This window comes from Bradyrhizobium uaiense (assembly GCF_010811875.1).
GTDB classification, from domain to species: Bacteria; Pseudomonadota; Alphaproteobacteria; order Rhizobiales; family Xanthobacteraceae; genus Bradyrhizobium; species Bradyrhizobium uaiense.
In genome coordinates, this window is sequence record NZ_VKHP01000135.1 from 1 (window position 1) to 25,066 (window position 25,066).

General features: G+C 59.0%; 12 protein-coding genes and 5 pseudogenes. 8 read left to right on the plus strand and 9 right to left on the minus strand.

The genetic code is table 11. The features are described 5' to 3' along the window. Positions 1 to 1,361 precede the first annotated feature (1,361 nt). Positions 1,362 to 1,643, plus strand: a complete 282-nt coding sequence (locus FNJ47_RS27670; RefSeq protein ID WP_163158859.1) for a hypothetical protein — start codon at positions 1,362 to 1,364, stop codon at positions 1,641 to 1,643. A gap of 268 nt (positions 1,644 to 1,911) precedes the next feature. Here the strand turns inward: FNJ47_RS27670 and FNJ47_RS27675 are convergent, their stop codons facing one another. Continuing rightward, on the minus strand, positions 1,912 to 2,697 hold the full coding sequence (locus tag FNJ47_RS27675; protein ID WP_163158883.1) for an SDR family NAD(P)-dependent oxidoreductase: 786 nt from the start codon (positions 2,695 to 2,697) through the stop codon (positions 1,912 to 1,914). 28 nt (positions 2,698 to 2,725) lie between these two features. Here FNJ47_RS27675 and FNJ47_RS27680 point away from each other — a divergent pair, with 28 nt between their 5' ends. Continuing rightward, positions 2,726 to 2,977 carry a hypothetical protein gene (locus tag FNJ47_RS27680; protein WP_163158861.1) on the plus strand — a complete coding sequence of 84 codons (252 nt, stop codon included), beginning with the start codon at positions 2,726 to 2,728 and terminating at the stop codon, positions 2,975 to 2,977. Between the two features lie 24 nt (positions 2,978 to 3,001). Here the strand turns inward: FNJ47_RS27680 and FNJ47_RS27685 are convergent, their stop codons facing one another. Then, entirely contained in the window at positions 3,002 to 3,892 is an 891-nt protein-coding gene (locus tag FNJ47_RS27685) for a beta-keto acid cleavage family enzyme (RefSeq protein ID WP_163158863.1), read from the minus strand. Positions 3,893 to 5,326: 1,434 nt separating this feature from the next. Then, complete coding sequence (locus FNJ47_RS27690) at positions 5,327 to 7,774, minus strand: CaiB/BaiF CoA transferase family protein (RefSeq protein WP_163158865.1); 2,448 nt, start codon at positions 7,772 to 7,774, stop codon at positions 5,327 to 5,329. Between the two features lie 2,176 nt (positions 7,775 to 9,950). Between FNJ47_RS27690 and FNJ47_RS27695 the strand changes: the two genes are divergently transcribed. Continuing rightward, on the plus strand, positions 9,951 to 11,225 hold the full coding sequence (locus tag FNJ47_RS27695; protein WP_236000128.1) for an aminotransferase class I/II-fold pyridoxal phosphate-dependent enzyme: 1,275 nt from the start codon (positions 9,951 to 9,953) through the stop codon (positions 11,223 to 11,225). A 1,062-nt stretch (positions 11,226 to 12,287) separates the two neighbouring features. Here the strand turns inward: FNJ47_RS27695 and FNJ47_RS27700 are convergent. After that, the gene (locus FNJ47_RS27700) at positions 12,288 to 13,190 is read right to left on the minus strand and encodes an enoyl-CoA hydratase/isomerase family protein (RefSeq protein WP_163158869.1); all 903 of its coding nucleotides are present in this window, start codon (positions 13,188 to 13,190) and stop codon (positions 12,288 to 12,290) included. A gap of 739 nt (positions 13,191 to 13,929) precedes the next feature. Continuing rightward, a complete protein-coding gene (locus FNJ47_RS27705) occupies positions 13,930 to 14,790 on the minus strand; it encodes a MaoC/PaaZ C-terminal domain-containing protein (protein ID WP_163158871.1) in 861 nt (286 codons plus the stop codon). Between the two features lie 714 nt (positions 14,791 to 15,504). Here FNJ47_RS27705 and FNJ47_RS51580 point away from each other — a divergent pair. Beyond that, a pseudogene (locus tag FNJ47_RS51580) lies at positions 15,505 to 16,022 on the plus strand (IS66 family transposase); the annotation flags it as partial. Between the two features lie 416 nt (positions 16,023 to 16,438). On the opposite strand, the gene FNJ47_RS27715 reads toward FNJ47_RS51580, so the two are convergent. Continuing rightward, positions 16,439 to 16,930, minus strand: coding sequence for a MurR/RpiR family transcriptional regulator (locus tag FNJ47_RS27715; protein ID WP_163158875.1), 492 nt, complete (start codon positions 16,928 to 16,930; stop codon positions 16,439 to 16,441). Between the two features lie 83 nt (positions 16,931 to 17,013). Next, positions 17,014 to 18,208, minus strand: a pseudogene (locus FNJ47_RS27720) (IS3 family transposase). A gap of 95 nt (positions 18,209 to 18,303) precedes the next feature. Between FNJ47_RS27720 and FNJ47_RS27725 the strand changes: the two are divergent. The 3 genes and pseudogenes from FNJ47_RS27725 to FNJ47_RS27735 form a co-directional block, all read left to right on the plus strand. Next, positions 18,304 to 19,325, plus strand: a pseudogene (locus tag FNJ47_RS27725) (IS3 family transposase); the annotation flags it as partial. A gap of 353 nt (positions 19,326 to 19,678) precedes the next feature. Next, positions 19,679 to 19,915 carry a hypothetical protein gene (locus FNJ47_RS27730; protein ID WP_163158877.1) on the plus strand — a complete coding sequence of 79 codons (237 nt, stop codon included), beginning with the start codon at positions 19,679 to 19,681 and terminating at the stop codon, positions 19,913 to 19,915. Beyond that, a complete protein-coding gene (locus tag FNJ47_RS27735; RefSeq protein ID WP_163158879.1) occupies positions 19,905 to 21,974 on the plus strand; it encodes a recombinase family protein in 2,070 nt (689 codons plus the stop codon). The genes FNJ47_RS27730 and FNJ47_RS27735 overlap by 11 nt, the downstream gene beginning before the upstream one ends. Before the next feature lie 366 nt (positions 21,975 to 22,340). Here FNJ47_RS27735 and FNJ47_RS27740 read toward each other — a convergent pair whose 3' ends face one another. Then, entirely contained in the window at positions 22,341 to 23,039 is a 699-nt protein-coding gene (locus tag FNJ47_RS27740) for a GntR family transcriptional regulator (RefSeq protein ID WP_163158881.1), read from the minus strand. 755 nt (positions 23,040 to 23,794) lie between these two features. Continuing rightward, positions 23,795 to 24,040, minus strand: a pseudogene (locus FNJ47_RS27745) (transposase); the annotation flags it as partial. Positions 24,041 to 24,937: 897 nt separating this feature from the next. Between FNJ47_RS27745 and FNJ47_RS50570 the strand changes: the two are divergent. Continuing rightward, positions 24,938 to 25,066 (plus strand): annotated as a pseudogene (locus tag FNJ47_RS50570) (IS110 family transposase); the annotation flags it as partial.

The following is a 25,066-nucleotide window of genomic DNA, read 5'->3' on the forward strand; positions in this document are numbered from 1 at the left end:
GCCGCCGCCGCTCTACCGATGTGATCACCTCTGCCCGCGATATCGTCATAGCGCTTCTCCTAGGATTACCCCTAGGACCTGCAGCGCTCGCCTTCCTCAAACAAGGCGGCCGTCAGCGGAGGCGTACTCCATGCCCGAAGAACCGTGACTTTGGCCGCATAGTCCTCTGTGGCTTGCCCAAGGTGCGTATCGCCTGCAGCTTCAGGCCGTGACCCACAACTTCATTTGAGCCATCAGCCGGCGACGCGCCTGAAGGTCATCTAATGCCTTACAAGCCGCTCCTCCCAGGGAGTCAGTGCACTTTCCCGCCGTCGACAGTGTCCCATGAAAAACACTTCCATGCCCGTCGTCTATCTCCTGCTCTATTCGACAGGACGCTGCGATTGGATCGCGCTAACCACGATGGCGACCCACTTATCAATAGTATCGCCGAAACGCACGATTGCGCGATGATCTTCGAAAACAACGTCATAACTGCAATGCCGATTGGATGACCACGTCCTCATGCCCGCTGGGCGCAGCACCATGGCGAACTTCGTGCGCATACGCTCCGCTTGCGGCCCGATCGCATGCACCGACCACCCGGGGACAATTCATGTTGGATCCCCATGTATCAGAACGGAACGATCATCGAGCAAACTCGCGGAACTTCCCAAAGAGCACTCTCGCGGTGTCAGCATGCGGTCGGACCTAGACTTCAGACGAGCCGAGGGAGCGCGGCTTGGAACCTGCATTCCACCGAAACAAAGATCGTGTACTGCAAAGATGGAAAGCAGCTCCGTACCATCTACTCTCGCCCCCAATAGAAGATGTTGAGTCGTGCGTGCATGTATGTCGTGATTGTCTACGGAGGGGATATAAACCTCTCGAAACCTTAGAATCAAACGTCCGCTCGCACTCACGTTCGTTCCCGCTATGGAGAGCTATTGTCGGCTTCGGTTACGTTCGGTCGGCATTCGATCAGTTGGATATGGCGGCCTGATTCAAAAGCAAGCCTTGGCTATTCACCATATCGGTGATCGGAGCCAACGGTCACCCTGAGAGTTCGCGCAATCGCGCTTGCTGGCAGCCCTTCGTCAATCGCCCCTCGCAGTTTGTGTTGCTCTGCGGCGGTCCAGGGGCACCTATCGCACTGGGCGATAGCTGCTCTCAGTTCCATGCGTGTCCCTAAATGATTTTCGTCAGGCGAGGTTGCGCAATTCATCATCTTGCGAAACAGGATGAAGCTCGGTTCAGCCGAGGCGCGATAACAACCGACGGCAACCAAGCGAACGCCGCGTGTCGGAAGATCGAGCCCTTGTGCGTCCAGCGCAGTCCGCTAAAGAGTACCCTTAGGAGCTCGAGGGAAGCCGTCGATCAGCGTGACGCTTGAGCTGGTATCCGACACTGTCGTGCCGAACGACTCGCGTCAATCCCGCACAGGGCGCGACTGCCTGCTGCCGGCGGTGAAGACGATGATGTTCACAGCTTCAGCAATGAGCGCACGAGGTAACTTTCACAGCGACTTTTATCGGCTGATGCAGGCGCGTGGGCTCGCGGTGCATGAATCGCCAACCATCTTTGAGCCACGAGGTATTGTCGCGTCGCGATCAGCGGCCGAAATGCCGCCGCCGTCCGATCAGAAACTATCGGAGTGCGTTTGATGCGGCGTCTTTGGCAGCAGAGAGAACGGTGGCGGCGACTGAGGCGTCAACAACCACGTGATTACGGGCCCGAACAGGGCGCCCGCTTTATCGCCGGCGCCGTCGACTCGCTGGTTGTGCTGTTCATGTGTCTGGTCGACACGAGCGAGCTCCGGGACTACAACAGGTGAGATTGCTCCAAGCGCACGTCGTGGCCATGCTTGACGAGCCATCCACAGGCGTGGAGGGGACAAGTTAGGGAATAGCGAAGAGAGAGTTTTTCAAGTTCTCACAAGATAATATGCATGCCAGCGTCTATGCGCACGCATTCGCCCGTCATGCTGCTCGATGCCGGGCTTGCGAGGAAGCAGACGAGATGCGCTACGTCATCGGCGGTCGAGACAACCTTGAGCGGCACACGCGCCAGCACTGCATCGCGCACCTGCCGGGCAGCGGCCTCGCCACGGCCCTTAGCGAACCAAGGCGTATCGATATAGTCGGGACAAACTGTGTTGACGCGAATGGAAGGAGCTAACGCCCGCGCCAGCGGCAGCGTCATGGCATTCAGCGCGCCCTTGCTCGCTGAGTACGCGACCGATGAGCTGTCACCGCTGATGGCTGCGACCGAGGAAACGTTCACCACCGCGGCCGGCCGTCCGCTCACTTTAGCGGCGGCCTCAAGCAGAGAGCGCGCTGCACGGATCATCTGGTACGGTCCGATGGTATTGACGGCATAGATGCGCTGAAAATCCTCTGCCGAGAGCCCGTCGAGATCGTAATGCGGCACATGTTTTGTGATGCCGGCATTGTTGACGAGTACGTCGAGCCGCCCCCAGGGCGCGGCGGCCGCGACGATGTTTCTGCAATCCTCATCGCGCGAGACGTCGCCCTGTACCACCACGACCTCGGCAGCACCCGCCTTGCGGCAGGTTTCGGCCGTGGCTTCGGCTTCCTTCTGGCTGTTGGAATAATTGACCACGATGCGTGCTCCGCCTTTGGCCCACAGGCCCGCGGTTGCCGCTCCAAGCCCCGACGCCGAACCCGTCACGATCGCGCACAATCCATCCTTCGACATCATTCCCTCTTCTTGGGCATTCAAGCCCATGTTATCGGCAGCACGCTACATCGCGCTGAAGAACGCGCGCAAACTCGCACAACTCCATTGGGCGGAATACAGGTCCGTTGCCCGCGTTGAGATGGAGCAGCCTCTGCTCGCCCGCGGCCGCCGGCCCCTTATCACCCTCGCGCGCGAGCACGTGGAAGGGATGGAGGCGCCTGCCGTCAGCGCCAACGATTTGCGTAAGCACCTTGACGCGGTCGTTGCCAGCTCGCCGCTGCCTCTCAGAGAAGTGTGATCCCTTAGGCATGAACTCTGACACTCAAGCATAACCTTTGAGCGCGAGCTTCTCGCGCACGTCGTCCGGGTTCATCACCCGTACCTCGATCCGCTCGAGAATTTCAACTGCCTGCTGCACGAGGTCGGCATTAGAAGCCAGCCGCCCGCGGGAGAGGTAAAGGTTGTCCTCCAACCCCACCCGCACGTTGGCGCCAACTAGTGGTGCCAAGGCCGCATACGGGAGCTGCATTCGTCCAATCGAGAAGGTCGAGTAGACGGCGCCCGGCGGGAGTCGATGCACCAGCGCCATCAGCGTGGTCGGATCGCTGGGCGCGCCATAGGAAATTCCCATACATAGCTGAATCAACGGCGGACCGTCGATAAGCCCCTCTTTGATCAAATCGTGTACCATCACCAGATCACCGGTATCGAACACCTCGAGCTCAGGGCGCACCCCGAGTTCTTTCACGCGTGCGGCCATCGCGCGCACCGTCGCGGGGGTGTTGACCACGATCAACTCGTCGCGGGTGCCGTAGTTCAACGTACCGCAATCCAATGTGCAAATCTCGGGGCGCAGCTCTTCGATGTGCACTAGCCGCGCAAGGGCGCCGGCCATGTCCGTGCCAGTCGCCGGCGGCAGCGGAGACTCCGCCCCACCAAGGACGAGCGCGCAGCCCATCCCCGTGGTCAGGTTGATCACCGGATTCACAGCCGACTTCCGAATGCGCTGCACCACTTCCCGATACAGCGCCGGGTCCCGCGACCCCCGCCCGGTCGCAGGATCACGCACGTGGATGTGCACTACCGCAGCCCCCGCCCGCGTCGCCTCGATGGCCGACTCAGCGATCTGCTGCGGCGTTACTGGCACATTCGTATAGTTCGGCCTATCCCCGCTCCCTGTGAGCGCACAAGTGATAAACACTTCGGAAATCATTCCTTCTCCGTTCGCTAGAAGGCTTGACGTGTCTCAAGTCAAGCTAGACCGACATAAGTTTCATCTCATGATGTTCACCGCCGTTGGATTTCCGCCCGTCAGCGCAATGATCAGAAATCATCGAGCAGGCCTGATCGGCACTTCTTGCGATAGACCCGCGGCGAAGACTTGGCGAGGCTGCTCTTAAACCCAGCAATCGGCGTGCCACTCGCGGAATTCGCGGCGCGGCTTTCCCAGCGCGACGTGTGGGTAGCAGCCTGCTCTCGGAATGACGCTGCGGGTGTCGGAGTTGCAACATCGCCGTAGTAAAGCGGCTACAGCCGGCATAATGCGGTCGCCCCTCTGCCGATCTTGAAGACTGCTTGACGAAGACGCGCTCCATCTTAGCGATTTCTCCAATTCCAAAAGGATAGCGATCTGGCCCGCTGGCTCTAGGCGCGAACGACAGACCGTCGTTGCGGCATACGCAAGACAATGACCGTGGCGCCGGCACGCAAGCTCTTGATCGCACTCTGGCGTCTGTCACCACGGGCCAGCCACTCGTAGGCGTTGTCTTACATTCGGCTTCATGACCAATCAGAAAAACGGGCGGGGGAGACGCCTTTGGCGGCTCCTCCACGGACTCGCCATACGACCCGAGGCGACGGCCCCCATGGCACATGGTCACCGACCGCAATGTAGAATGGGCCCGCCGCCTTGCAGCTTCGCCGACGATGCGGGTAGCGTCAATCTGCCGCCCCGTCATTTAGCGGCGACACACCGACTCGCAGCGGGGTGGCTGTGACCACAGTGGCGTTTTGTTGAGCGAGCCGCTGTTCACCAAGCCCCGTCGCACTTGGATGCTGGCGTACCGACTACAACGACACACCGCATTCGCGGCATGATGGAAGACGCCGTCCTAGTTCGCACCGGGATCTGGCGCTGCGCTATGCGCCAATGGCTCCGCGCCAGCTTCGGTCATTACCACCGCCAAGCCGGTCGAATGCAGCAACCGGCGCGAACCAGGCCTGGATAAAACTTGGGGCAAGGTCATCCGAATCGCTGACAAAGTCGCGCGAATTTTGGAGGATAGAATCGGCAGTAGCCGTCCAAATGAAGGGCTGTGAATTCGCGTTGTGAGTGCGAACGAAACGGCTCGATTTTGACGAGTTCGCGGTAGAATCGAAGGAGCTGCGATGAATGGTGCGTTGGTCGTCATGAGCGCGAAGAAGTGCCAGCATCGCCCTCGGGTGTCAGACCCCGCATCCGGTATCTCCTTCGATCAGGACACCCGAACCCATTCAATAACTATGCTGCAAGCTTGCGCGACAGAAAACTGGGTTATTAGTGCTTAGGAAGAACTGTAGGATCCGCAAGCTATCATAATGACAGACCAGCGGAGGTGATTCTGCTAAGCTCGAGAGTTACAACAATCTAGGCCGAATCGCCGATTTTTCAGTCCAATGAAACCTTTTTTGTTGTTGCGAGCTCCCCTTCGGTAAGCATCTCTGTACCGATTATCCCGTCCGTCATCAACTCCCCGATCTCAACGTCAGACAGGTCGAGAACTTCCGACAGGACTTCTATGTTGTGTTGTCCCAGCGTCGGCGCCGCTGCGCGGATGGGATAGGGCTCTGAACCTTCGCGAATTGGCAATGAAGGCTGCGGATGCCGGCCTATGAACGCGCGTTCGACTTCCTGCAGAAACGCGCGCGACTGGAGATGCCGATCCTTGAGTAGGTCAATCGGAAGGCGGGCTACACCGGCGGCAACCCCTGCAGCTTGTAACTCAGACATGGCCTGATCCGCGTCCCGAGTGAGCGTCCACGCTTCAATGTCCCTCTCGATGACGTCTTCAATGCCCCGGCGAGCTTTCTCGGATTCAAGCGACGGGTCTGCGGCCCAGTCATGCCGACCGATCACTACCGCAAGGCTGTGCCACATGTCCTTGTTCGTGGCGGCTACCATGATCCAGTTGTCTTCACCCGCGCATCGGAAGCAGCCATGCGGCACGAACTGCGGATGTCGATTGCCAAACCTCTTTAGTGGCGTACTGCCCATCGAATGAACGGTGATCCATGGTGCAGCAAACGGCATCATGCATTCGATCTGGGCGAGGTCGATGAACTGTCCCTGCCCGGTGTTGCGGGCGTGAATCAGGGCTACCAACACTGCAGCGCAGCCGTTCAATCCGCCGACGGCATCCCCAAATGCAATGTGGCTCATCACGGGCGGGCCGTCGGCATTTCCGATCACACTTGGTAATCCCGACCCCTGCTCGAGAGTCGAGCCGTAGGCCCGGCAATCACGATTGAGGCTACTTGCGCCGAATGCTGACATTGACATCATGATAAGCCGAGGGTTGAGCCTTTTGAGCACCTCGTAGCCAAGACCGAACTTCGGAAGCACATCGACCGAATAATTGTCGACAACAATATCACCTCCTGCCAAGAGCCGTTTGGCGAGAGTGAGCCCCTGAGACCGCCTGAGATCGAGTGTGATACCGCGCTTATTGCGGTTCATGCTGGAGAAACGCACCATCCTTTCGTACATCTGGGCATCAATATAAGCACGCCCTCGATCAACACCGCGAAACCAGTCCGGATACTGAATAGCCTCGATCTTGATGACATCCGCTCCCAGATCAGCCAGTGTGCGCGTACACAACGGACCTGCCCAGCCCATTGAAAAGTCGATGACCCGAATGCCCTTTAGTGGCTGCCGGGGTGCAGCGATGCGGCTGGGCGATGCCGACGCGGTGCCGGCTAGATCTCTTCGCGTACTGTGGATGTTCTGGCGCTCGCCCAGAGCGGGAACCTTTCCGCCGCGGCGCGGCGGCGTCAGTGTCAACCGCTGCGCCGAGCCGACCGTCAGGCCCTCTTCTTCGCCAAGCAGAACAGGCACGATCGCGCCACGCTCTTTCTTCTCCATATCCTGGAGCAGATCCGATATTTCTGGCACGGGTACGATCGGAATCTTTCGTTTTCGTCCCTCCGCGAACCACTCCTGAGCGGTCCGCGATTTCAATCTCGGCGCAAATGCTTGTTCGATCTGTTCTAAGTGTTTGAGTCGATCCTCGCCGAGGACTAAAGCCGATTCATCGCGCAATTCGGATAGGCCGAGCATGTCGCAGAATGCCCGCCATTGTGCCGGCGTTACCACCGTTACGCCGAGCCACCCCTTTCTGGTTTCGTATATGCCAACCGGAGATCCCGGCCAAAAGCGGTTAGTGCCAATCCGGCGCATCACGTCGCCATGCGTGAACGCCTCTGACATAAGATACTCATTGAGAGCGAGGCTCGATTCGAAGATGCTGAGCGACCACAGGCGCCCTCCTGCGCCCTGCGCCTGCGCAACCACCGAGGAAGCCGCAGCAATGAAGCCCCACAGGCCGGCGAGGATGCCCGTTTGGAAATCCGGTGCATGCATCGGTGGCCCCTCAACAGGTCCAACCAACTTAACAAGGCCGGCGAGCGCACGAACAGTTGAATCTGTTGCGACCAATTTTGCATAGGGCCCCTCTCGACCGAACCAACTCCCTTGGAGGCAAATCAACTCGGGACAGAGCTGGCGGACCGCGGCCAGATCAATGAACGGGCAACCTGCGACATCGACGTCGCGACCATCGATCAGAATGTCGCAGTCCTCGATCAATGCTGTCAGTCGTGTGCTCGCCTGTTTGGCAGTGGGATCGATGATGATGCTTGACTTATTGAAGTTCAGAAATGCGAACCACGCGCTCTGCCCGCTGGGCGTCAGCGGCGGGCTCCGTCGAAGTGGATCCCCTTTTGGCGGCTCGACCTTCCGAACGTCGGCACCGAAATCGGCAAATAACCGCGCACAGTAGCTGGTTGCAGCTGAGCTACCGATTTCCACCACCCGCAGACGCGACAACACTCCCATCGAGGCCCCCATTGTGACTCTTCGAAACATGAATCGACCTTGCGATGCTAGCGACACGGGAGCGCCGCCGCTCGCAATTGTTACGAGCTGGGGAAGCGGAACCGAACGCAAAGTCCCTTAGCTCGCCTCTCAGCGAAATCGAAGGGACTTTCAGATATTGAACACCGACTCGGTCGTTCCGCCGGCATCAGCTCCGCAACTTTTGCTGTAGCACCTTTCCAGATCGGCGATGGCCATCTACTTGCAACCACGCAGGATGCAGCCTCCAACTTCTTGCTTCCGAGCTAGTCGTCCGCGATGCCTCGGGGTCGGCCATGAAAGCCCAAAGCGCGAGAGATGCAACGCATTCCGCAAGTTTCTCATTGCTGCATCTATCCCATCCTGATGAACTGCGTCACAGCCCGTGCGGCAAGTTACCGGTTGGTCGTACACTATTGGCAACGGATCGAGCACTACTTAATCTGGTGAGGAATAGTGTGTTTGGATCCTGAAAAGCGGCGTTGAGCGGTATTGGCATCCAACTTCGGCAAAGTTCTTGAGGATGACCGAGTTAGTTCGTCGCGGTCTTCTCCGATCAGCGGGGCCTGTAATCAGCCTAGAGCACGCTTCGTCGACTTACCGCTATGAGCAGGGACGGCCTGCATTGGCTCGCCCTCCATGAAGAACAACGCTGCGTCGTTTGCGGCAAGGAGATCGGGGCGATCTTCGCGCAGCGAGGAGCAGGCCCGCCTTCCTCCTGTTTGCGAAACTTCCAAGAATCGCAAAGTGCGCGCCGCATGATGCGTTAGTTGAACGGGAACCCATCGAAATCACCGGATCGGCTGCTGCTCGGATGAGCTCTACACGAGGTCATCTAGCGTGCCTACATTGCGGGCGCGCTCAGCGCCCTTCAAAATCTGGCCCGCGCCGTATGTTTACGTCAACCGGCAAGAGAATCTGAGTCGATCACGGTCGGGGCGCTGACGATGGGAACGCTCAAGGGTGGCGATTTGCCGACTGGACGATTTGCCACTACCATGCAGTCCATACTAGCAGCGAGGAGTTCAGGGCCAACTAGCGCCGACATCGGATAGTGTCATTTGCTTTGAGGCAGGAGACGCTTGCGTGCTACGCAAAGGGCGGTCGTGTTACAAGCGATTGCGATCTGCCGCCGCCGTAGACGGTGGGTGAGCTTGCAGCCGAATGTAGATTAAGTGGTCTATTTCTGCCGGTCGGATCGGGACCAGCAAGAGGGCGCACTCTGCCAGGAAGTGCGGGCCTTGGCAGTCAGTCTCGATGCCTTGGCGGTTCAAATAGCGACCGCACTCGCGACGACGGGCCAGCTCGAGCAAGGGAGCCGCCAACGTGAGCGTCAGTGGGCGCTTGCGTCCGCTTGTCGTACAGGAAGGTGCGCGGTCGCGCTAGAGCCGCTCGTCAGCGAGACTGCGGAACGCGTAGGACTACCAGCACTCCGCGAAAATCTATCTTGGATCTGGAACGCGGTCACACCTCGGCAACCGAAGCAGGCGCATTCTGCGACTTGTGATCCGCGAATTCGTCGAGGTCAGGTGTGGCCCAAGGTCGTCTGGCAGACCGGCGTGATCATCGAGCAACATGTGCACAGCGCGTTCCACACGTACGGCAACTACATCGACATTGATCCGTCGCGACAACGGACCGCGAGTTGACGCCGCCCCCAAGATGGATGGCGAGATCGCGGCAATACTCTATCAGGAAGCCTTTGTCGCGGCGCGGGCCGCGCCTTCGAAGGTGAGATCGTCTGGGGTCAGTACCGCTCGGGCATTCCCACCGGTCGAAAACTCAACGGTATGGACAAAGTCCGATACGCTGGCCCGACCGCAGCTCCTAGATTCAAGCGCAGCGCTCAGCTTGGAGTAATCCTGCAACCGCTGTCGATTATCTCGTGCGAATTGTTGGCAGGCCCAGAACGCTCAACCCGCTGCTGGTCTTCTTCGTGTCGATCTCAAGCTACCCTGCGGACGCCCCCCGCGCGCTCTAGCCCTGTTTGATTTGGTAGCTGCCCACCCAAGTTGAGTTTGTTAACCTAGGGACCCATCGAGCCTCCGCAAGATTTTTCAGAACCTCCAGTTCGGCTCACCTTGCCAAGCCTCACTGATGTGCGGGCACAGCTGAGCGGCCGGCTAGATATCCTTGCCAAATTGGAATGGAGAATGAAATGCAACAGCCGATCGCTCCCGCGGATGACGGCGCGAGTGAGCACTTTCGGAACACCGCCGACGCGCTTCTCGAGAGCAGGCTGTATTTCGATGCGTCGCAGATGGCGGGTTTCATGGCCATCCATGGACATTCCATGAGGGAACGTGGCCTTGCTTGGGGCAACGGTCCAATTGACAGCGGTCCGCAGGTAATTGATTTCGTCCGATGCTCCTATCTGGGCCTCGACACTCATCCGATGATCGTCGCCGGGGCGATCGAGGCGATCGAGGTGCATCGGCCGTTGCATTCGTCCTCCGCCCGGACTCGACTCAAGTTCGATCTACTGAGGGAACTTGAGGGACTCCTAGCCGAGATCTTCTGCGCGCGGGTCGTCGCTTTTTCCAGTGGCATGCTCGCCAATCTGGGCGCGATGCCGATCCTTGCCTCGGGTCAGTTGACGGGCGGCAGGAAACCAATCGTCGTGTTCGATCGCTCCTCACAAATCTCGCTCGCTTATCACAAGCCGGTCGTAGCTGATCAAACGCCGGTAGAAACGATCGTGCACAACGACATCGACGCTCTCGAACGCTTATGCCGCGAAAATCCCGTGGTCGCCTATGTATGCGATGGCGTGTACTGCACGGGAGACTATTCGCCGATTAAGGAACTGCGTCAGCTCCAGGAACGTTATGGACTCTTTCTCTATATCGACGATACTCACGGCATATCGATTTTCGGACATCAAGGCGAAGGATTTGCTCGCTCTCAGCTTCCGCAAGTGCTCGGAGACCGAACAATCATAGCAGCGTCGCTTGCCAACGGATTCGGCACATCGGGCGGGATATTGATGCTTGGAACGGCCCACCACGAGGCGCTGTTTCGAGGATACTCCGTCCCCTATGCGTTTTCGATGATATCCAATCTAGCGGCGGTTGGTGCGGCGTTTGGGTCATGCAAGATTCACCGCTCGCCAGAACTTGGCCAGCGGCAGCGGCGATTGGCGCAACTCGTCCGCCTCTTTGACCGCCATATCGCAACCGCCGAACAAGGTAATTCACTACCGATCAGAGCGATCACCATCGGATCAGAAGCCGATGCAATTGCAATCGCAAGAGGGCTTCTCGATGGCGGCTTCTATACGTTGGCGCCATTCTTCCCAAGAGTTGGGCAAGGAAAGGCGGGGATTCGGGTGTGCATTACTGCAGACCATGAGGTGCGCGAGATAGAGCGACTGTGCGACTGTATCTTGAAAAACATAGCCGAGACAACCGGAAAGCCCTACCCTCTGAGGTGAGATGATTTTTCAGCGAACGAATTGAAGCCCCTTGCAGCTGCCGACATCGCTGCATCCATGAACCGCAAAGCCGATCGCTTCGATAGTGCCCGGGAAGGCCCTTCGGCGGCATAGCCCACCGCTTCAAGGTCGCGACTGAGAGCGTCGCGCACCACATCGCAGCGTTCTTCGGCTCTTTTTTGGCCTCAGGACCGACGACGCCGAGCAGTGCTTCCTCGATCGCATCATCGACACGCAGTCTGCGGAAGGCGATGCAGAGGGAGCCTCCATGATCCATCTGGGCGCGGCTATAGTTGTAGCGCGGGATACGATACTACGTGCCAGAGTACCGGACTGTGAGTTTGCACGCAGCGCTTGCACTGGATCAGTCCGGCCAGCAGGGCCGTCACCATGCTTCGGCGCGCCGTGATACAGACTGGTGGGCACATTGCTGCTGATCACTGTACGAACCTTCTCGAATCCCTCCCGGCTCCCTTCGCGAGTGTTCTTGGGCGTTAGGCACACGGTCCCCGCCTTACGGCGGATCTTCACGCACGCCCGCAGTGCCGTATCCGCTGCCGCCGCCATCTTACCATGGGGATAGGCGGCGCCGTAGAGCGGCTCTCAATGTCCGGTGGATGGCAGTAGCGAGTTCGCCGTCAGCGGCGCACCCGTTGGTCTGCTTCCCGCTAGGTCGAGGTTATACTCGTAGAGCCAGCACAACGGCTGTTGCGCGCCGCCCCATTCCTCAATCTTGTAGAACTCGAGCTTGATCGCCTACCCGACACGCAGATCCGCATCCTTCTCCTAACGGTCACCGCCTTCACGAAGCCGACGGGTGCTGCCACAACAGACTCGTCCCAGCGCGCCTTCGACATCATCAGCCTTATCGACGGCTCCATGAACGCACACTCAGCGACCAAACCAAGGATGATAGCAATAAAGAATGTGGCGAAGGCCGGTCCTGGACGCTCTCATGCTTCCCCTACAATCAAACCCGGCTTCATTCCGCGATTGGATATATCACGCTGATCGAAATAGAGCTAAAGACAGCTTAAGCTCGTCTATTTCTTCGGGGAATGATTACACGCTTCCATCCTCAGTCTTAGCACACTGTTTGAAATCTGTGCGCGAGGAAACCCACGATGTCTCGGATTCGAACGGCGCAAAGATTGAGTCGCGCCACTTGAATGCTGCCTTCGCACCCTCACTGTTTTGAATCGCGCGGAAGCGCTTGAACTCGGAGTCAGATTTCCCAATGATTAAATCGGCGGCGAAGCTGTATCGCAAAGCAGAATCGAGTCCCGCCGCAAGGAGTGTATTGTTCAGTGCCCTCTTGCTCCACACCAACGATGGTAGTGAGACCCGAGACATACGCTTCGCGATGCGCGTGACTTCTTCCTCAAGGCGATTCTTAGGGAAGACACGGTTCACGAGGCCGAGCCTATACGCGTCTTCGGCATCGAACATGTCTCCTGTGTATACCAGTTCTCGACAACGCTGACCGATGAGGTGCGACATCATAGGCAACTCCGTGTCACCAGTTCCCATCCGGGCCTCGATCGCACCGAAGTGCGAATCGTCAGAACAGTAGCGGAGGTCACAATACATGGCAAAATCTAAAGCGCCAGCTAGGCAATAGCCCTTGATCATCGCGATAACTGGCTTGGAGCAGTGAAACACAGACTGCATGAACTTGACGCCCAGATCTAAGTACCTACTCCAATCCTCCAAGCCCCAATGATCCAAGCTTGATGGGCCAATCTGTGATTTGTCTTCGTCCAGGTCAAAGCCAGTGGAAAATGCTCGCTCGCCGGCCCCCTTAACCACCACCACACGCACGCCGGGATTGCGCTCGGCTGACGCCAGCGCATCTTGAAATTCGGTGCAGAGCTTCAGCGATAGCGCATTCCTTTTGCGCGGTCGATTCAGGGTGATCCAAGCGACACGATCGTCGGCGTCGTAAAGAATAGTGCTATAGGCCATCAGATGCCTCCTAAAAAAATGGCGCGACAACATCTTCGGCGGTCGAGACGGCCCACAGCCGCCGAGCTTGCCACACCCACGTCCACTCTAAGGCCCTCACCATCCACAGAGACCACACTATAGAGCGCGTAGATGACGCAACACTACCAAGAACGGGGGGCTAAAGGCACGATCGAGCATATCGCCCAAGTGTCCGGCCAAAATCAGGCAGGCGGCCAAAGCCGTATCCGCTTTTGCATCACGGTTGTAATTTTTCCCTGAGATGGGTTTGCGCGCGTTGGCCTGATGAGCCCTCTCCAGGACGGCTTTGGAGGCTGTGGGCGTGCGGCCGCAACTGGGCAGCCTTCAAGAATGATGCTCCGGTCTACGCCGCAGTCGCGCTTTGAGCGATGTCTCAACCAACGACGGATGACGGCCATCATGGCAAAAGCAAACACTACGGCCGAGACATGGCGATGCCAACCATGCGAAGAGCCGACGGTTGCGCGACATTGTCCGAGAGTACGCGCGGAAAACGCTTGACGACGAGGACGCTGTTCTGGTCATCGATGACACCGGTTTGTTGAAACAGGCAAGGCGTTCGTCAAGATCACCCAATTGGAGCGTTCGCCTACTATGTATCGTGGCATAGCTATGCCTTCATCGTGATTCAGAGCTCTTCGGGAAGATGCCACTGTAATGCGATCGGAATCGGTAATTTGCCGCGTGCTTCTCCCAGGCAAACTGCGTCCGCAAAGACTTAGCCCAGCACCGTCTGCCCGTTCTTGGCGACGGTCACTTGGCGCTCTCGAACACGAGCTTCGAACGAAATCGAAGAGCCGTTCTTCCACAGATCTATGGTAATTGTCTCGCCCGGGAATACCGGAGCAGAAAAGCGGGCGCGATGACGATGGAAGGCAGAGGGATCATAGTCAGCATAGGTTTGCAACACCGCCCTGCAGGTCAGCCCATAGGTGCACATGCCATGGAGAATGGGTTTAGGAAACCCGGCTCGACGCGCGAACTCCAGATCGCTGTGCAGGGGATTTCGGTCACCCGAAAGGCGATAAAGCAACGCTTGGTCGGACCGTGTCGAAATATCGATTGATCTGTCTGGTGCCCGGCGAGGTACTTGGTGCGGTTCGGGCATTCCCTTTGATGGCCCGCCAAAGCCGCCGTCACCCCTCGCAAATGTCGACGATACGATTGTGACGATCTTGTCGCCCTCGTCGTCTTTGACGACGACTTCATTCTGAATGACCGCACCTTTGTTCTTGCCCTTGTCGTACACGCCGCGCACGCGCGCATCCGCTGTAACCCTGGCAGCCACAGGGATCGGCTTGTGAAATGTGATGTCGCGTTCGCCATCAAGAAGCATGACGCGGTTCAGGTCAATCTCTCCGGGTCCCGCCCGCCAGACACAGACCGACGCAAAGGTCGGAATTACCTTCAGCGATCTGGCTGTCGCAAATGCCTCGTTAACAAACTGCAACTCCTTTTCGTTCAGAGGATCGGAGCCCATACCAATGCCAAGCGCATAAAGCATCACATCACGATCGCTCCACGAGTAGTGAGCTGCTTCGGCCTTGAGATTGAGTATAGCGGGGTAGTCGATCGGCATCGAGATCGCCCTTGTTGGCCGTTGCCGTGTTCCAGTCGGCGACAGGGTCCGCGAAGGTCCGCCTCAGCGCTCATTGGCTCGGACCTCCGCCAGGCGGCCTCTTAATAAGCAACGGCTGTGCCAGCGCGCATTAGTTCTGATTACGCTTAGGAATTTGGAGGTGGCAGACGCTGGTGGGTGTTGTGAATTCGACAGGATTGTATTGCTGTCAGAAACCGGACAGCTCAAGTGGCAAGCCGATCAGCTTTTCCAGACAAGTCTCAAGGATAAAATTCAGTGACGCATTTGCGATAGCTGCGCGCGCATCATCGTGGAAACGCTTCGATCAGGTTACGATGATAGACTACCTCTTGCAATTTTGGTCGAAGAGCTCGGCGGTCATGTGGCGGCAGGAGAAGGTATTGGGGCCGAGCGCTTGGCGCCGGTGAAGTTACCTTGATAAGGTTCGCCTGGTTGAAGAGACCTTGCAAGCTGGAGCGACTCTCTGCGGCGTTGCGCGCTGGCAAGGGTCTTAGCAATGAGCCTGCTGTTCGCCTGGTGTCCGCAGATGGCGCGGCGTCGATCTCAGCGGCGCAGATGGCCCGTATGCTCGAAGGAATCGACTGGTGGAATCCGCAACGGACGTCGCGGCCGCAGCGCGGGCCGAGAAGGAAAATCCGGCGGCTGGCACTTTGGGGAGTCACAACGCGTTCAATTTGTGATTTGCTGCGTCGCATGGATGAAGATCGCGAAGCAATTCCGGATGACATCGCCGCCCTTATGGAGGCGTTGGCGATCGAGCCCGTGAAGGCTTTTGAGATCACGAGCAGAACTAGCAAAGGCGCGGGGCTTCGAAGTAGCGCATTGATAGCGCAGCAGAAGCTGCGGATCGCAAGTTCGAGCATCAGATCTACGGACGCCTATCAGCGCGCTGGGCTCGCTTGATTGAGCAGTTGGCGCTAACGTTCGAAGAGCCGGGAAATCGGCCACTGATGACGGACTGGCAGCGGAACGGTCTGGCTACCACAGTGCGGGGATTTACGCACAAGCGGTCGAGCGCCAGACGTTCCCCGAGGATCTGCCACGCCAGCGGGTGATGATCGATCCGCCGAGAGCTTGCGGGTACTGCGGCAGCAGCAGCCGCCCACCGAAAGTCGGTGAGGGCGTAACTCAGATGCTGGGATGCTTGCCGCGTCGGTGGAAAGCGATTCAGATCGTACGGGAAGTTCTCCTGCCGCGACTGCGAGAAGATCTGTCACCCGATGATACGGCCGTGCCGGTAGACCGGCGTGGGGGCGATGTTGGATTATGTCCGGGACGACAAGCCTTCTGGTGGCGCGGCCCCAATGGCGGCGATGCTCTGCTACTCGCGTGACCGCAAGAGCGCATCGCCAGGAGCACCTCCAACCTCCTGTTGCGCGTTATGGAGCGACGTGTGCCAGGCCGGGGACCATTCTCACAAAATTCCTGCAGACGTCCCGAGTGTCGTTTAGAATGGCCAAGAGCCATTTTCGGCGCCTCTGACGTGACCTGGTCGCTCGGGAGCCGGCAGCGACCCCAGGCTGAGCTGCCCGCATGACCGTACATATTGAAGTCTTGAAGGTCGAGATGTACCATTCTCGTGGCGGGCAAAACGAGGGTTCTGCATCAGCGGCTCTTTCCCTGTCGATCACAGCCAGCGGCTGCGCGGCCTGTTCAGGACATAAGTATCGAATGCTGCGAGACGTGCTTCGTTGGCCTCCAATGCTTCAAGCGCGCGACTGCCGCGCTTGGCCGCAATCAGTTCCACAAGGCACTCGGCCGCAGCAAACGAGGGAGTCATGGTGTGAAAAAATGAAGGCGTTTCGGTCCGAATGCGAATCACGACTGCGGCAAGCCTGCCGATCGGAGATAGTTCGCTGTCCGTCAACGCGACCAGTTCTGCACCCCGCGAGACCGCGAACTCGGCAGCCTGCACGGTATGGCGCGTGTATGGTCTAACTGTAACCGCCAGTAAAACGTCTCCTGGACCGGCAGACCTGAGCGCATCATTGGGCGTTCCGCCCACTCCCTCGATCAGTACCGTCGGCGAGCCTAGCATTGAGCCGAAATAATGCACCAGATAAGCTGCAGGAAAACTTGAGCGGAGGCCGAGGCAAAAAATGCTTCGCGCCCCTACCATAACATCGGCGGCGGCGGCCGGCGTCGCAATCGCGGTTGGAACTGGCGAGGTCGCTCAAATGGTCATGACCTGCCACTGAACTTTCATCCAGCGGCGGTTAGAGTCTCGGAGTTTTGTACGCCAAGTGGCGCGGGTGGAGCAACGGACGATCGGCGGAGCTGGTCGGGGTTGCGTAGCCGATCGTCCGTTGCGGTGAGGTGGGCGGCATAGGCCGCGGGGGTCAGGTATTTCAACGATGAGTGAGGCCGCCGGAGATTGTAGTCGGCGACCCAGTTGGCGATCTTGGCGCGGGCGTCGTCGAGATCGAAGAACAGGGTCTCGTTGAGCAGCTCATCGCGCATCCGGCCATTGAAACTCTCGATGAAGCCGTTCTGCATCGGCTTGCCGGGCGCGATGAAGTGCCAATCGATGGCGGCGTCCTTGCACCAGGCGAGCATGGCATTGCAGGTGAACTCGGTGCCATGGTCGGACACGATCATTGCTGGCTTGCCACGTCGTTCGACGATTGTCGTGAGTTCGCGGGCCACGCGCCGCCCCGAGATCGACGTCTCCGGAATGGCGCCCAGGCATTCCTTGGTGACGTCGTCGACAATGTTGAGGATGCGGAAGCGCCGGCCGTTGGCGAACTGGTCGTGGAGAAAGTCCAGCGACCAGCGCGCGTTGGGCCTGGCCTCCACCAGGATCGGGGTCCGGGTCCCCACAGCCTTGCGCCGAGCCCGTCGCTTGCGGACGGCGAGTCCTTCCTCGCGATAAAGCCGGTAGATCGGTAGATCCGGTTGATCCCCGACGGCTCGCCCTCCCGCCGCAGCAGGACGAACAGCCGGCGGTAGCCGAAACGCCGCCGCTCGTTGGCGAGATCTCGCAGCCGGCCCCGCAGCTCTGCCTCTGGAGGGCGGCTGGAGCGATAGCGGATCATCTTCCGATCCGCGCTCACGATCGAACAGGCCCGCCGTTCCGACAGGCTCATGACGGCCTGCAGATGCGCGACCGCAGCGCGCTTGGCGGCGGGCCCTACCATTTTTTTGAAAGGAGCTCGCGAAGCGCGGCCGCATCGAGCATCTGCTCGGCCAGAAGCTTCTTCAGCTTCGCGTTCTCCTCTTCCAAGGCCTTCAGCCGCTTCGCCTCGGAAATGTCCATGCCGCCGAATTTGGCCTTCCAATTGTAGATCGTCGCTTCAGAGATCCCATGCTTGCGAGCCAGGTCAGCCGTCTTCGCCCCAGCCTCATGCTCCCTCAACACCGCGATAATCTGCTCTTCCGAAAACCTTGCTCGCTTCATCTGTCCGTCCTTCTGCTGATCTGAGGCCGGCAAACTGGACCATTTTTGGCTAGAGTTTTTCGCACCGATTCCCGGGCTGGGAGGAGCGAAGGACGATGAAGGCCTCGAGGTTTTCGGACGCCCAGAAAGCGTTCATCCTGAAACAGGGCAGTGACGGGGTTGCGGTGGCGGAGATCTGCCGCAAGGCCGGGATCAGCCAGGCGACCTACTTCAACTGGAAGAAGAAATACGACGGGCTGCTGCCGACGGAGATGCGACGGCTGAAGCAGCTCGAGGAGGAGAACGGCAAGCTGAAGAAGCTGGTGGCGGACCTGTCGCTCGACAAGGAGATGCTGCAGGACGTGATCCGCCGAAAGCTATGAAGCCTGGCCGGAAGCGCAAGCTGGTCGACGAGGTCTGTGGCGAGTGGCAAGTGTCGATCCGCGGGGCCTGTGACGCTCTCGAGTTTGACCGCTCGACCTATCACTACAAGCCCCGTCGCTCCGGCCAGGCTGCCCTCGAACAGAAGATCAAGGAGATCTGTCATGTCCGCGTTCGCTACGGCTACCGTCGTGTTCACGTCCTGCTCCGCCGCGAGGGCTGGCGCCATGGGCAAAACAAGACGCGCCGCATCTATCGCGAATTGGGCCTGCAATTGCGCAACAAGACGCCCAAGCGCCGGGTCAAGGCCAAGCTGCGCGATGACCGCAGGCCGGCCACGCGATCGAACGAGACCTGGGCGATGGACTTCGTCCATGACCAGCTGGCGACGGGACACAAGCTTCGCGTGCTTACGATCATCGATACCTTCTCCCGCTTCTCGCCGGCGCTGGTGCCACGGTTTACCTTCCGCGGCAGCGACGTCGCGGAGGTGCTGGAAAGGGCCTGCAAGGAAGTGGGCTTCCCGGCAACGATCCGGGTCGATCAAGGCAGCGAGTTCGTGTCGCGCGATCTTGATCTGTGGGCTTACCAGCGCGGTGTCACCCTGGACTTCTCGCGGCCCGGTAAGCCAACCGACAACGCGTTCATCGAGGCCTTCAATGGCCGCTTCCGGGCCGAATGCCTCAACGCCCACTGGTTCCTGTCCCTTGCGGACGCCCAGCAAAAAGTGGAGGATTGGCGCAGATACTACAACGAGGCTTGAGAACGCCCACGGGACCGTTTGCCGTGAGGTTCTGTACCGGCTTCACCCGTGGGCAGGCCGCGAGGTTTTCGTCCATGCTGTGATCGACAAGGCTGACGGCGTTGTTTTCCGCTGCACGCTGGATGGATCGGAGACGCAGCGTTTTCTGGAGATCCCATCCTGGATGTTTGACCGCGCGGCATGTGCTCGCGGTGGCTGCCTAACGGCAGAGCCCTTTGTCAGCCTGGAAGCGCTCAACGCGTTGTTGTCGCTTCTTGATTCAGTGGTCAAGAGCGCGGCATCATCATTGAATGAACCGCTTTCCGGTGCATGCGGAGACTCTCACGACCAGAATCGAGGAGAGGCTCATGGCAAGCAGGACGGCGATATCGGCGAACCCGGTTCGGCGCAACCGGCGGTTCGGCATGCATCAGATGGACCTGTTCGCGGGCGGCGTCGCGCACAGCATCGTCGGGGTTCCGGAGTGGCGGGAGCTACCGAAGGAGGCGCAGGATGCGCTGGTGAACCTGATGACGCAACTGGTGCTGGACCATGCGCGGCTGAGCGCAACGCTCGCGAAGAGGGAAGACGGTCATGATCGGTGACAAGGTCCGCCCTCACCACCTTGAGCGCAAGGCGATCCTCTATGTGCGCCAGTCCTCCGCCCATCAGGTTCTGCACAATCGTGAGAGCAGCGCGTTGCAATACGCGATGCGCGACAGATTGACGGCGCTGGGGTGGTCCAAGATCGAGGTGATCGACGACGATCTTGGACGTTCCGCTGCCGGCAGCGTCCAACGCGCGGGCTTCGAGCGGATGGTGGCCGAAGTCTGCCTCGGCAAGGTCGGCGCAGTCTGCGCGCGGGAGGTCTCGCGCTTCGCCCGCAATAGCCGGGATTGGCAACAGCTGATCGAGATGTGTCGCGTCGTCGACACGGTGCTGGTTGACCAGGAAGCTGTCTATGCTCCGCGGCACGGCAACGACCGACTGCTTCTGGGGCTGAAGGGAAGCCTCAACGAGTATGAGCTGGACCTTTTGCGACAACGCTCGCTCTCGGCACGCTACGAGAAGGCCCGTCGCGGCGAACTGGTTGCGTCCACGCCGGTCGGTTTTGTGAAGGTCGGTGATCGCTACGAGAAGGATCCGGATCGGCGTGTGCAGGACGCCATTACGCTCGTCTTCGACAAGATCGAGGAACTTGGGACCGCGCGGCAGGCGCTGCTGTGGTTCCATGAGCACAGCCTCGACCTACCGGTGAAGCAGCCGAACGGCGACACAGCCTGGCGGCGGCCCAGCTACGCGACTCTCCACAGGATGGTCGAGAACCCGGTCTACGGCGGAGCCTACGCCTATGGTAGAACAGCCGTAGCGACGGGGTACGGCGTCCATGGCGCAGGCGCGAAGATCCGCCGGAAGGCGCGCGCGGAGTGGCTCGCCCTCAAGCCGGACGCCCACGAAGGCTATGTGAACTGGGAGAGGTTCGAAGCGATCCGTACAATGGTCTCCAGTAACGTGCCCACGAGCCGGCATCATGGCGCGCCCAAGCATGGCGAGGCGCTGCTCGCTGGGCTCATCCGCTGCCGGCGTTGTGGCCGCAAGCTGACGCTGCGCTACAGCGGTATGAAGCATCACATCCCCCGTTACAGCTGCTCGCGCGGCTGGATGGACAACGGCGAACCGCGCTGCATCGCGTTCGGAGGCTTGCGCGTCGATGATGCAATCGAAGAGACACTTCTCGGTGTCGTCAGACCCGGCGCCGTCGCGGCGGCTACGGCCGCCGCAGCCCAGGCCACACATCAGAGGGATCAAGTTCGCGAAGCGCTCGGCCGTGATCTCGAAGCGGCCCGTTACGCCGCCGATCGCGCCTTCCGGCAATATGACACGGCGGATCCGGCAAACCGCCTGGTTGCCGCGGAGCTTGAGGCGCGCTGGAATCGCTCGCTTGCCCGCGTCGCCGAGGTAGAGAGCAAGATTGCCGCGCATGATGCGGCGACCGCACCGATAGCGATCGATCCAACGCTGCTCAGCGTGCTGGCCTCAAACCTCAAGTCAATCTGGTCAGGGCCAACTACCGATGCGCGGCTGAAGAAGCGCATCGTCCGTACGCTGATCCACGAGGTCGTTGCCGATATCGATGACGAAGCGTCCGAGATCGTTCTCATCGTGCATTGGGCGGGCGGCGCTCACAGCGAGATGCGGCTGCCGAAGCGTCGACGTGGGCAGCGTAACAGCACCTCCGACGACATCATCGCGGCCATCCGGCAACTGGTGCTGATCGCTAGCGACGACCTGATTGCGGGCTTGCTCAATCGCAACGGCCTTAAGACAGGCAACGGCAACCGTTGGACCCGCGAGCGCGTCACAACAACGCGATCTTATCATCGGATACCCGTCTTCCGGCGGGCCGAGGATAGCGTCGAGCCATGGCTCAATCTCTCCGACGCCGCCAGGCTTCTCAAGGTCGCATCCAAGACGCTGCGCTTAGCCGCAGAAGCTGGTCAGATCGAAGCCGTCCACCCTCTGCCGGATGGGCCATGGATCTTCGCGCGCGCGGCCTTGACCACAGATGCCGCCACATCCATCACCGAACGAGCGCGGCAGAACCGAAGATACCCCGCAGGATCGCATCCCAATCAGCAAAGTCTCTTCTCTTCAACAACATAGACAAATGGGTGTTCTGATGCGCGGTTGTACAATGAAGAACGGCCCCACGGGGCGATCGGCAATCGACCGCCGATTTTGCTGCAAAACCACGTCGGCGCAACCAGCCCGCCAACGTGACCAAGGCGCAAAACTCTAGTTCTGGGTGGTCCAAACTTCGGTCTCGCTGCACTGCGGGCCGGACTCTAACTCCATCTGGAGGAAATACGCAGGGGCAGGTCACGGCGGGGATAGACGGCCATGACGTAGCCCGACCGGTAATTGACTCCGCCGCTTCCACCCGCCGCTGTGGTCACCGAAACCGTCGCAGGGCGCTGCGGCTGTAGGCGAATTAATGATGCGAACTTGCGACCCGGGATTAGACCTATGCTATGTTTTCGCTGCTGCGCGACCATAGCTCCGTGCAATCCCTTCTTTAACAAGAGCCGGCAAAGCTTTCAGCTTTTTCTCGAATTGCTCGTGCAAGACTTCTTGCGCGGACCAGATCTTGCCTCCATCCAAAAATGCTTTGATCTCTAGTACCGCCACCATTTGCATATCTGCATATGCTTCAGATTCCATGCTGATTCGTCTGATATAATGGGTGTGAGAAACGAATTGCTTTACTGCCTCAAGTAGCAGTCGCTTTCCGCTCACTTTTCCAATTTGAACGTATACCTCCTCGAGCTGCTGCGCCCGGGAGTCCGGATATGCTTTTCGATTCCAACTACTACCGCCAAGTGAGCTCAGACCTGCGGCGCTTATTTCCAAGTGGAATATCTCCGACGCACTAGTTGCTTTGAGCGCTTCGGTTAGGACCAAGAGGCCGAACTCATACTGCGCTGCCACGATATCTGCGGCCAGGACTCTGCCAAAGAAGCCTCGCGTCTCCTTGGATTCGATCAGCCCCTCCGCGGCGAGGCGCTGAAGCGCTTCGCGTACCGGTGTTATGCTTACTCCCAGTTTTTTGGCTGTGTCCAAAATTTGAATCTGGCCGCCCAATGGAAACTCGTAGTTGATTGCTGAAGCCTTCAATTGCGGATAAACGAAGTTGTGCCCATGCTTTATCTTCTCCTTTCGTTTGGTCATACAAGCACACCTTTGGTTTTCGGGAGCGTGCGGAACTCACATGGTCGCATTGATCTGCAACCTAGCTTTAAGCCAGCAATATCGGCTCGGGGTTTGATGCACTCGATGGAGCCGCTGAAGAAACGGACCATCTGCGGAACCGGTCGTCGTTGCGTAGCAGATCGACAGTGCGGTGAATGTCGCAGTTTACTGTGCGGGCGTCTGGAGTGCGCACGATCGCTGTTGTAGCCCACGAACCCGGCGCTATTCTGGCGCCGATCGTCGATGTCGACCAACAGCGTCAAGAACTCGTCTGCATCCGACCGGTGAAGCTCTCGACGATACCGCTTTGCATGGTTCCCCCAAGGGGTTATGAAGTGCCCGCCGATATCGTCCTCCTTGAACCTGCAAGTGAGCTCTTTGCCGTGGTCGGAGGTGATCGAACCTGCCTCACCGTCCCGTGCGACCATCGCCGCCAAATCCCGGTCCACGCGCCATTCTGATGTTGCTGTGTCAGCGGTCCCGCCGAGGTATCGCGCACTGACATGGTGGACAACCCTGAGAATGCGGAAGCACCGTCGATTGATCAAGTCAGCCGGGCGACTACCGCGCGTTCCTCCTTGCCTGCATCGAGATTGGGGCCCAACTGACCACAGCCCTGCAGCGGCTTCGCCGCTTGCGCACCCCACGCCCTTGCTCCCGCTAATGCTGGCTCCAGTGGGTCCTCTGCTGCTCTCCCAGGTGTCCAAGTAAGAAGAACAGCTACTGCTAGCTGAACTTAGTTTGTTTGCCAACGCTATGGCCACCAGTTTCGGCGGCTTGCGTGCCATGATGTCTTTCAGCCAGGGCCAGGAGCGAGTTTCCCGTCGACGCATATCTGCGATCACGGCCGTCGCGCCAGCCACCAAAACGGTTCGCAACATGCCGTCGCCGGCGCGTGTAATCACGCCGAGCCTGTTCTTTCCGGCTGTCGAGTGTTTCTTTGGTGTCAGGCCGAGCCAGGCCGCAAAGTTTGGGGAGCTCGCGCAGCCTGCGGTGCCGTGCCCGGTGGCGAGCCCTCCGCACCGTCTTTGTTGACAGCGACTCGCGGAGAGTGGGATCCTAAGTATCTGCTCGTCCAAAGGCTTCTTCGATTCGCGATTCCCGTCCTCCAGTGCACTCAAGCGTGATTTCGGACAAATGATATCCATGAAGCCATACTCGCCTTCTACCCCTACAGCATCAACTCGGGGAATTCCTCTGTTTGCGATCCAAGTCGGCTGGCCTCATCCTGACTTCGTGCGCATTCAGCATCCAGACAATCTGCTGTCGGCTGTTCATCTAATCGGACGTCGGACGCGCGCAGTGCTGCTCGTCTCGCAAAACCGATTGCACGCTAGCTGTGAAATAGATTGAGTACAATTGCCAATTCTTGTAGTCCTCGCTCCTCAAGCGCTTTACTTCGGAGAATTCGGAATCTACGCAAACATCCTACGCGAAACTTGTGCGCGCCGCAGATCATGCGCATGGCTTTACGTGTACCTGGCAAATAGTGATCGTAATTGTTGACCACGTTTTGTCCGGGACAAGGAGTTACATGAAGCAATTCCAGACTTGATCGCTGGCAGCCGTCTTCCGGATGACGCCCCTCTTCGTAAAGGTCCGGCGCCATCGACGTAAATGAGTATGCGTGTGCAGCCATCACGGGATGCGCTTGCGAATGCCGCACAATCCTAGGCGAAGGATCCGTGTCCTTACCGTAAAGCTCGCGCGTGAATGTCGCGGTACATATGGTGCATAAGGCGACAGCAGTATCAGGGCCACTGGCCGCGAAACATTGCTGGCCGCGGATTAGCCTAATTTCGGCCTAAGAATCATGCTCGGAAACGGCCTCGGCACCCAGCTCATTGGGGTCATCGACTTCTTGGAGCGAGTTCCCCCGCCGCAGCAGATTGCTCGAGTTTTTCGCGAGGTTGCCGAGGTGTGTGGTCGCGATGGAGGCCTGCGCCAGCGCCCATTATTGGGGACGGGAGATTGGTAAGTTTGGCCACGATATCCGGTTGATCCAT

What these genes read in the sequence shown, in the direction of transcription:
- FNJ47_RS27675 (WP_163158883.1), bottom strand. Translation starts at nt 2,697, where the DNA reads ATGTCGAAGGATGGATTGTGCGCGATCGTGACGGGTTCGGCGTCGGGG.
- FNJ47_RS27735 (WP_163158879.1), top strand. Translation starts at nt 19,905, where the DNA reads ATGATCGGTGACAAGGTCCGCCCTCACCACCTTGAGCGCAAGGCGATC.
- FNJ47_RS27730 (WP_163158877.1), top strand. Translation starts at nt 19,679, where the DNA reads ATGGCAAGCAGGACGGCGATATCGGCGAACCCGGTTCGGCGCAACCGG.
- FNJ47_RS27700 (WP_163158869.1), bottom strand. Translation starts at nt 13,190, where the DNA reads ATGGCCTATAGCACTATTCTTTACGACGCCGACGATCGTGTCGCTTGG.
- FNJ47_RS27690 (WP_163158865.1), bottom strand. Translation starts at nt 7,774, where the DNA reads ATGGGAGTGTTGTCGCGTCTGCGGGTGGTGGAAATCGGTAGCTCAGCT.
- FNJ47_RS27715 (WP_163158875.1), bottom strand. Translation starts at nt 16,930, where the DNA reads ATGGTAGGGGCGCGAAGCATTTTTTGCCTCGGCCTCCGCTCAAGTTTT.
- FNJ47_RS27705 (WP_163158871.1), bottom strand. Translation starts at nt 14,790, where the DNA reads ATGCCGATCGACTACCCCGCTATACTCAATCTCAAGGCCGAAGCAGCT.
- FNJ47_RS27695 (WP_236000128.1), top strand. Translation starts at nt 9,951, where the DNA reads ATGCAACAGCCGATCGCTCCCGCGGATGACGGCGCGAGTGAGCACTTT.
- FNJ47_RS27740 (WP_163158881.1), bottom strand. Translation starts at nt 23,039, where the DNA reads ATGACCAAACGAAAGGAGAAGATAAAGCATGGGCACAACTTCGTTTAT.
- FNJ47_RS27680 (WP_163158861.1), top strand. Translation starts at nt 2,726, where the DNA reads ATGTTATCGGCAGCACGCTACATCGCGCTGAAGAACGCGCGCAAACTC.
- FNJ47_RS27685 (WP_163158863.1), bottom strand. Translation starts at nt 3,892, where the DNA reads ATGATTTCCGAAGTGTTTATCACTTGTGCGCTCACAGGGAGCGGGGAT.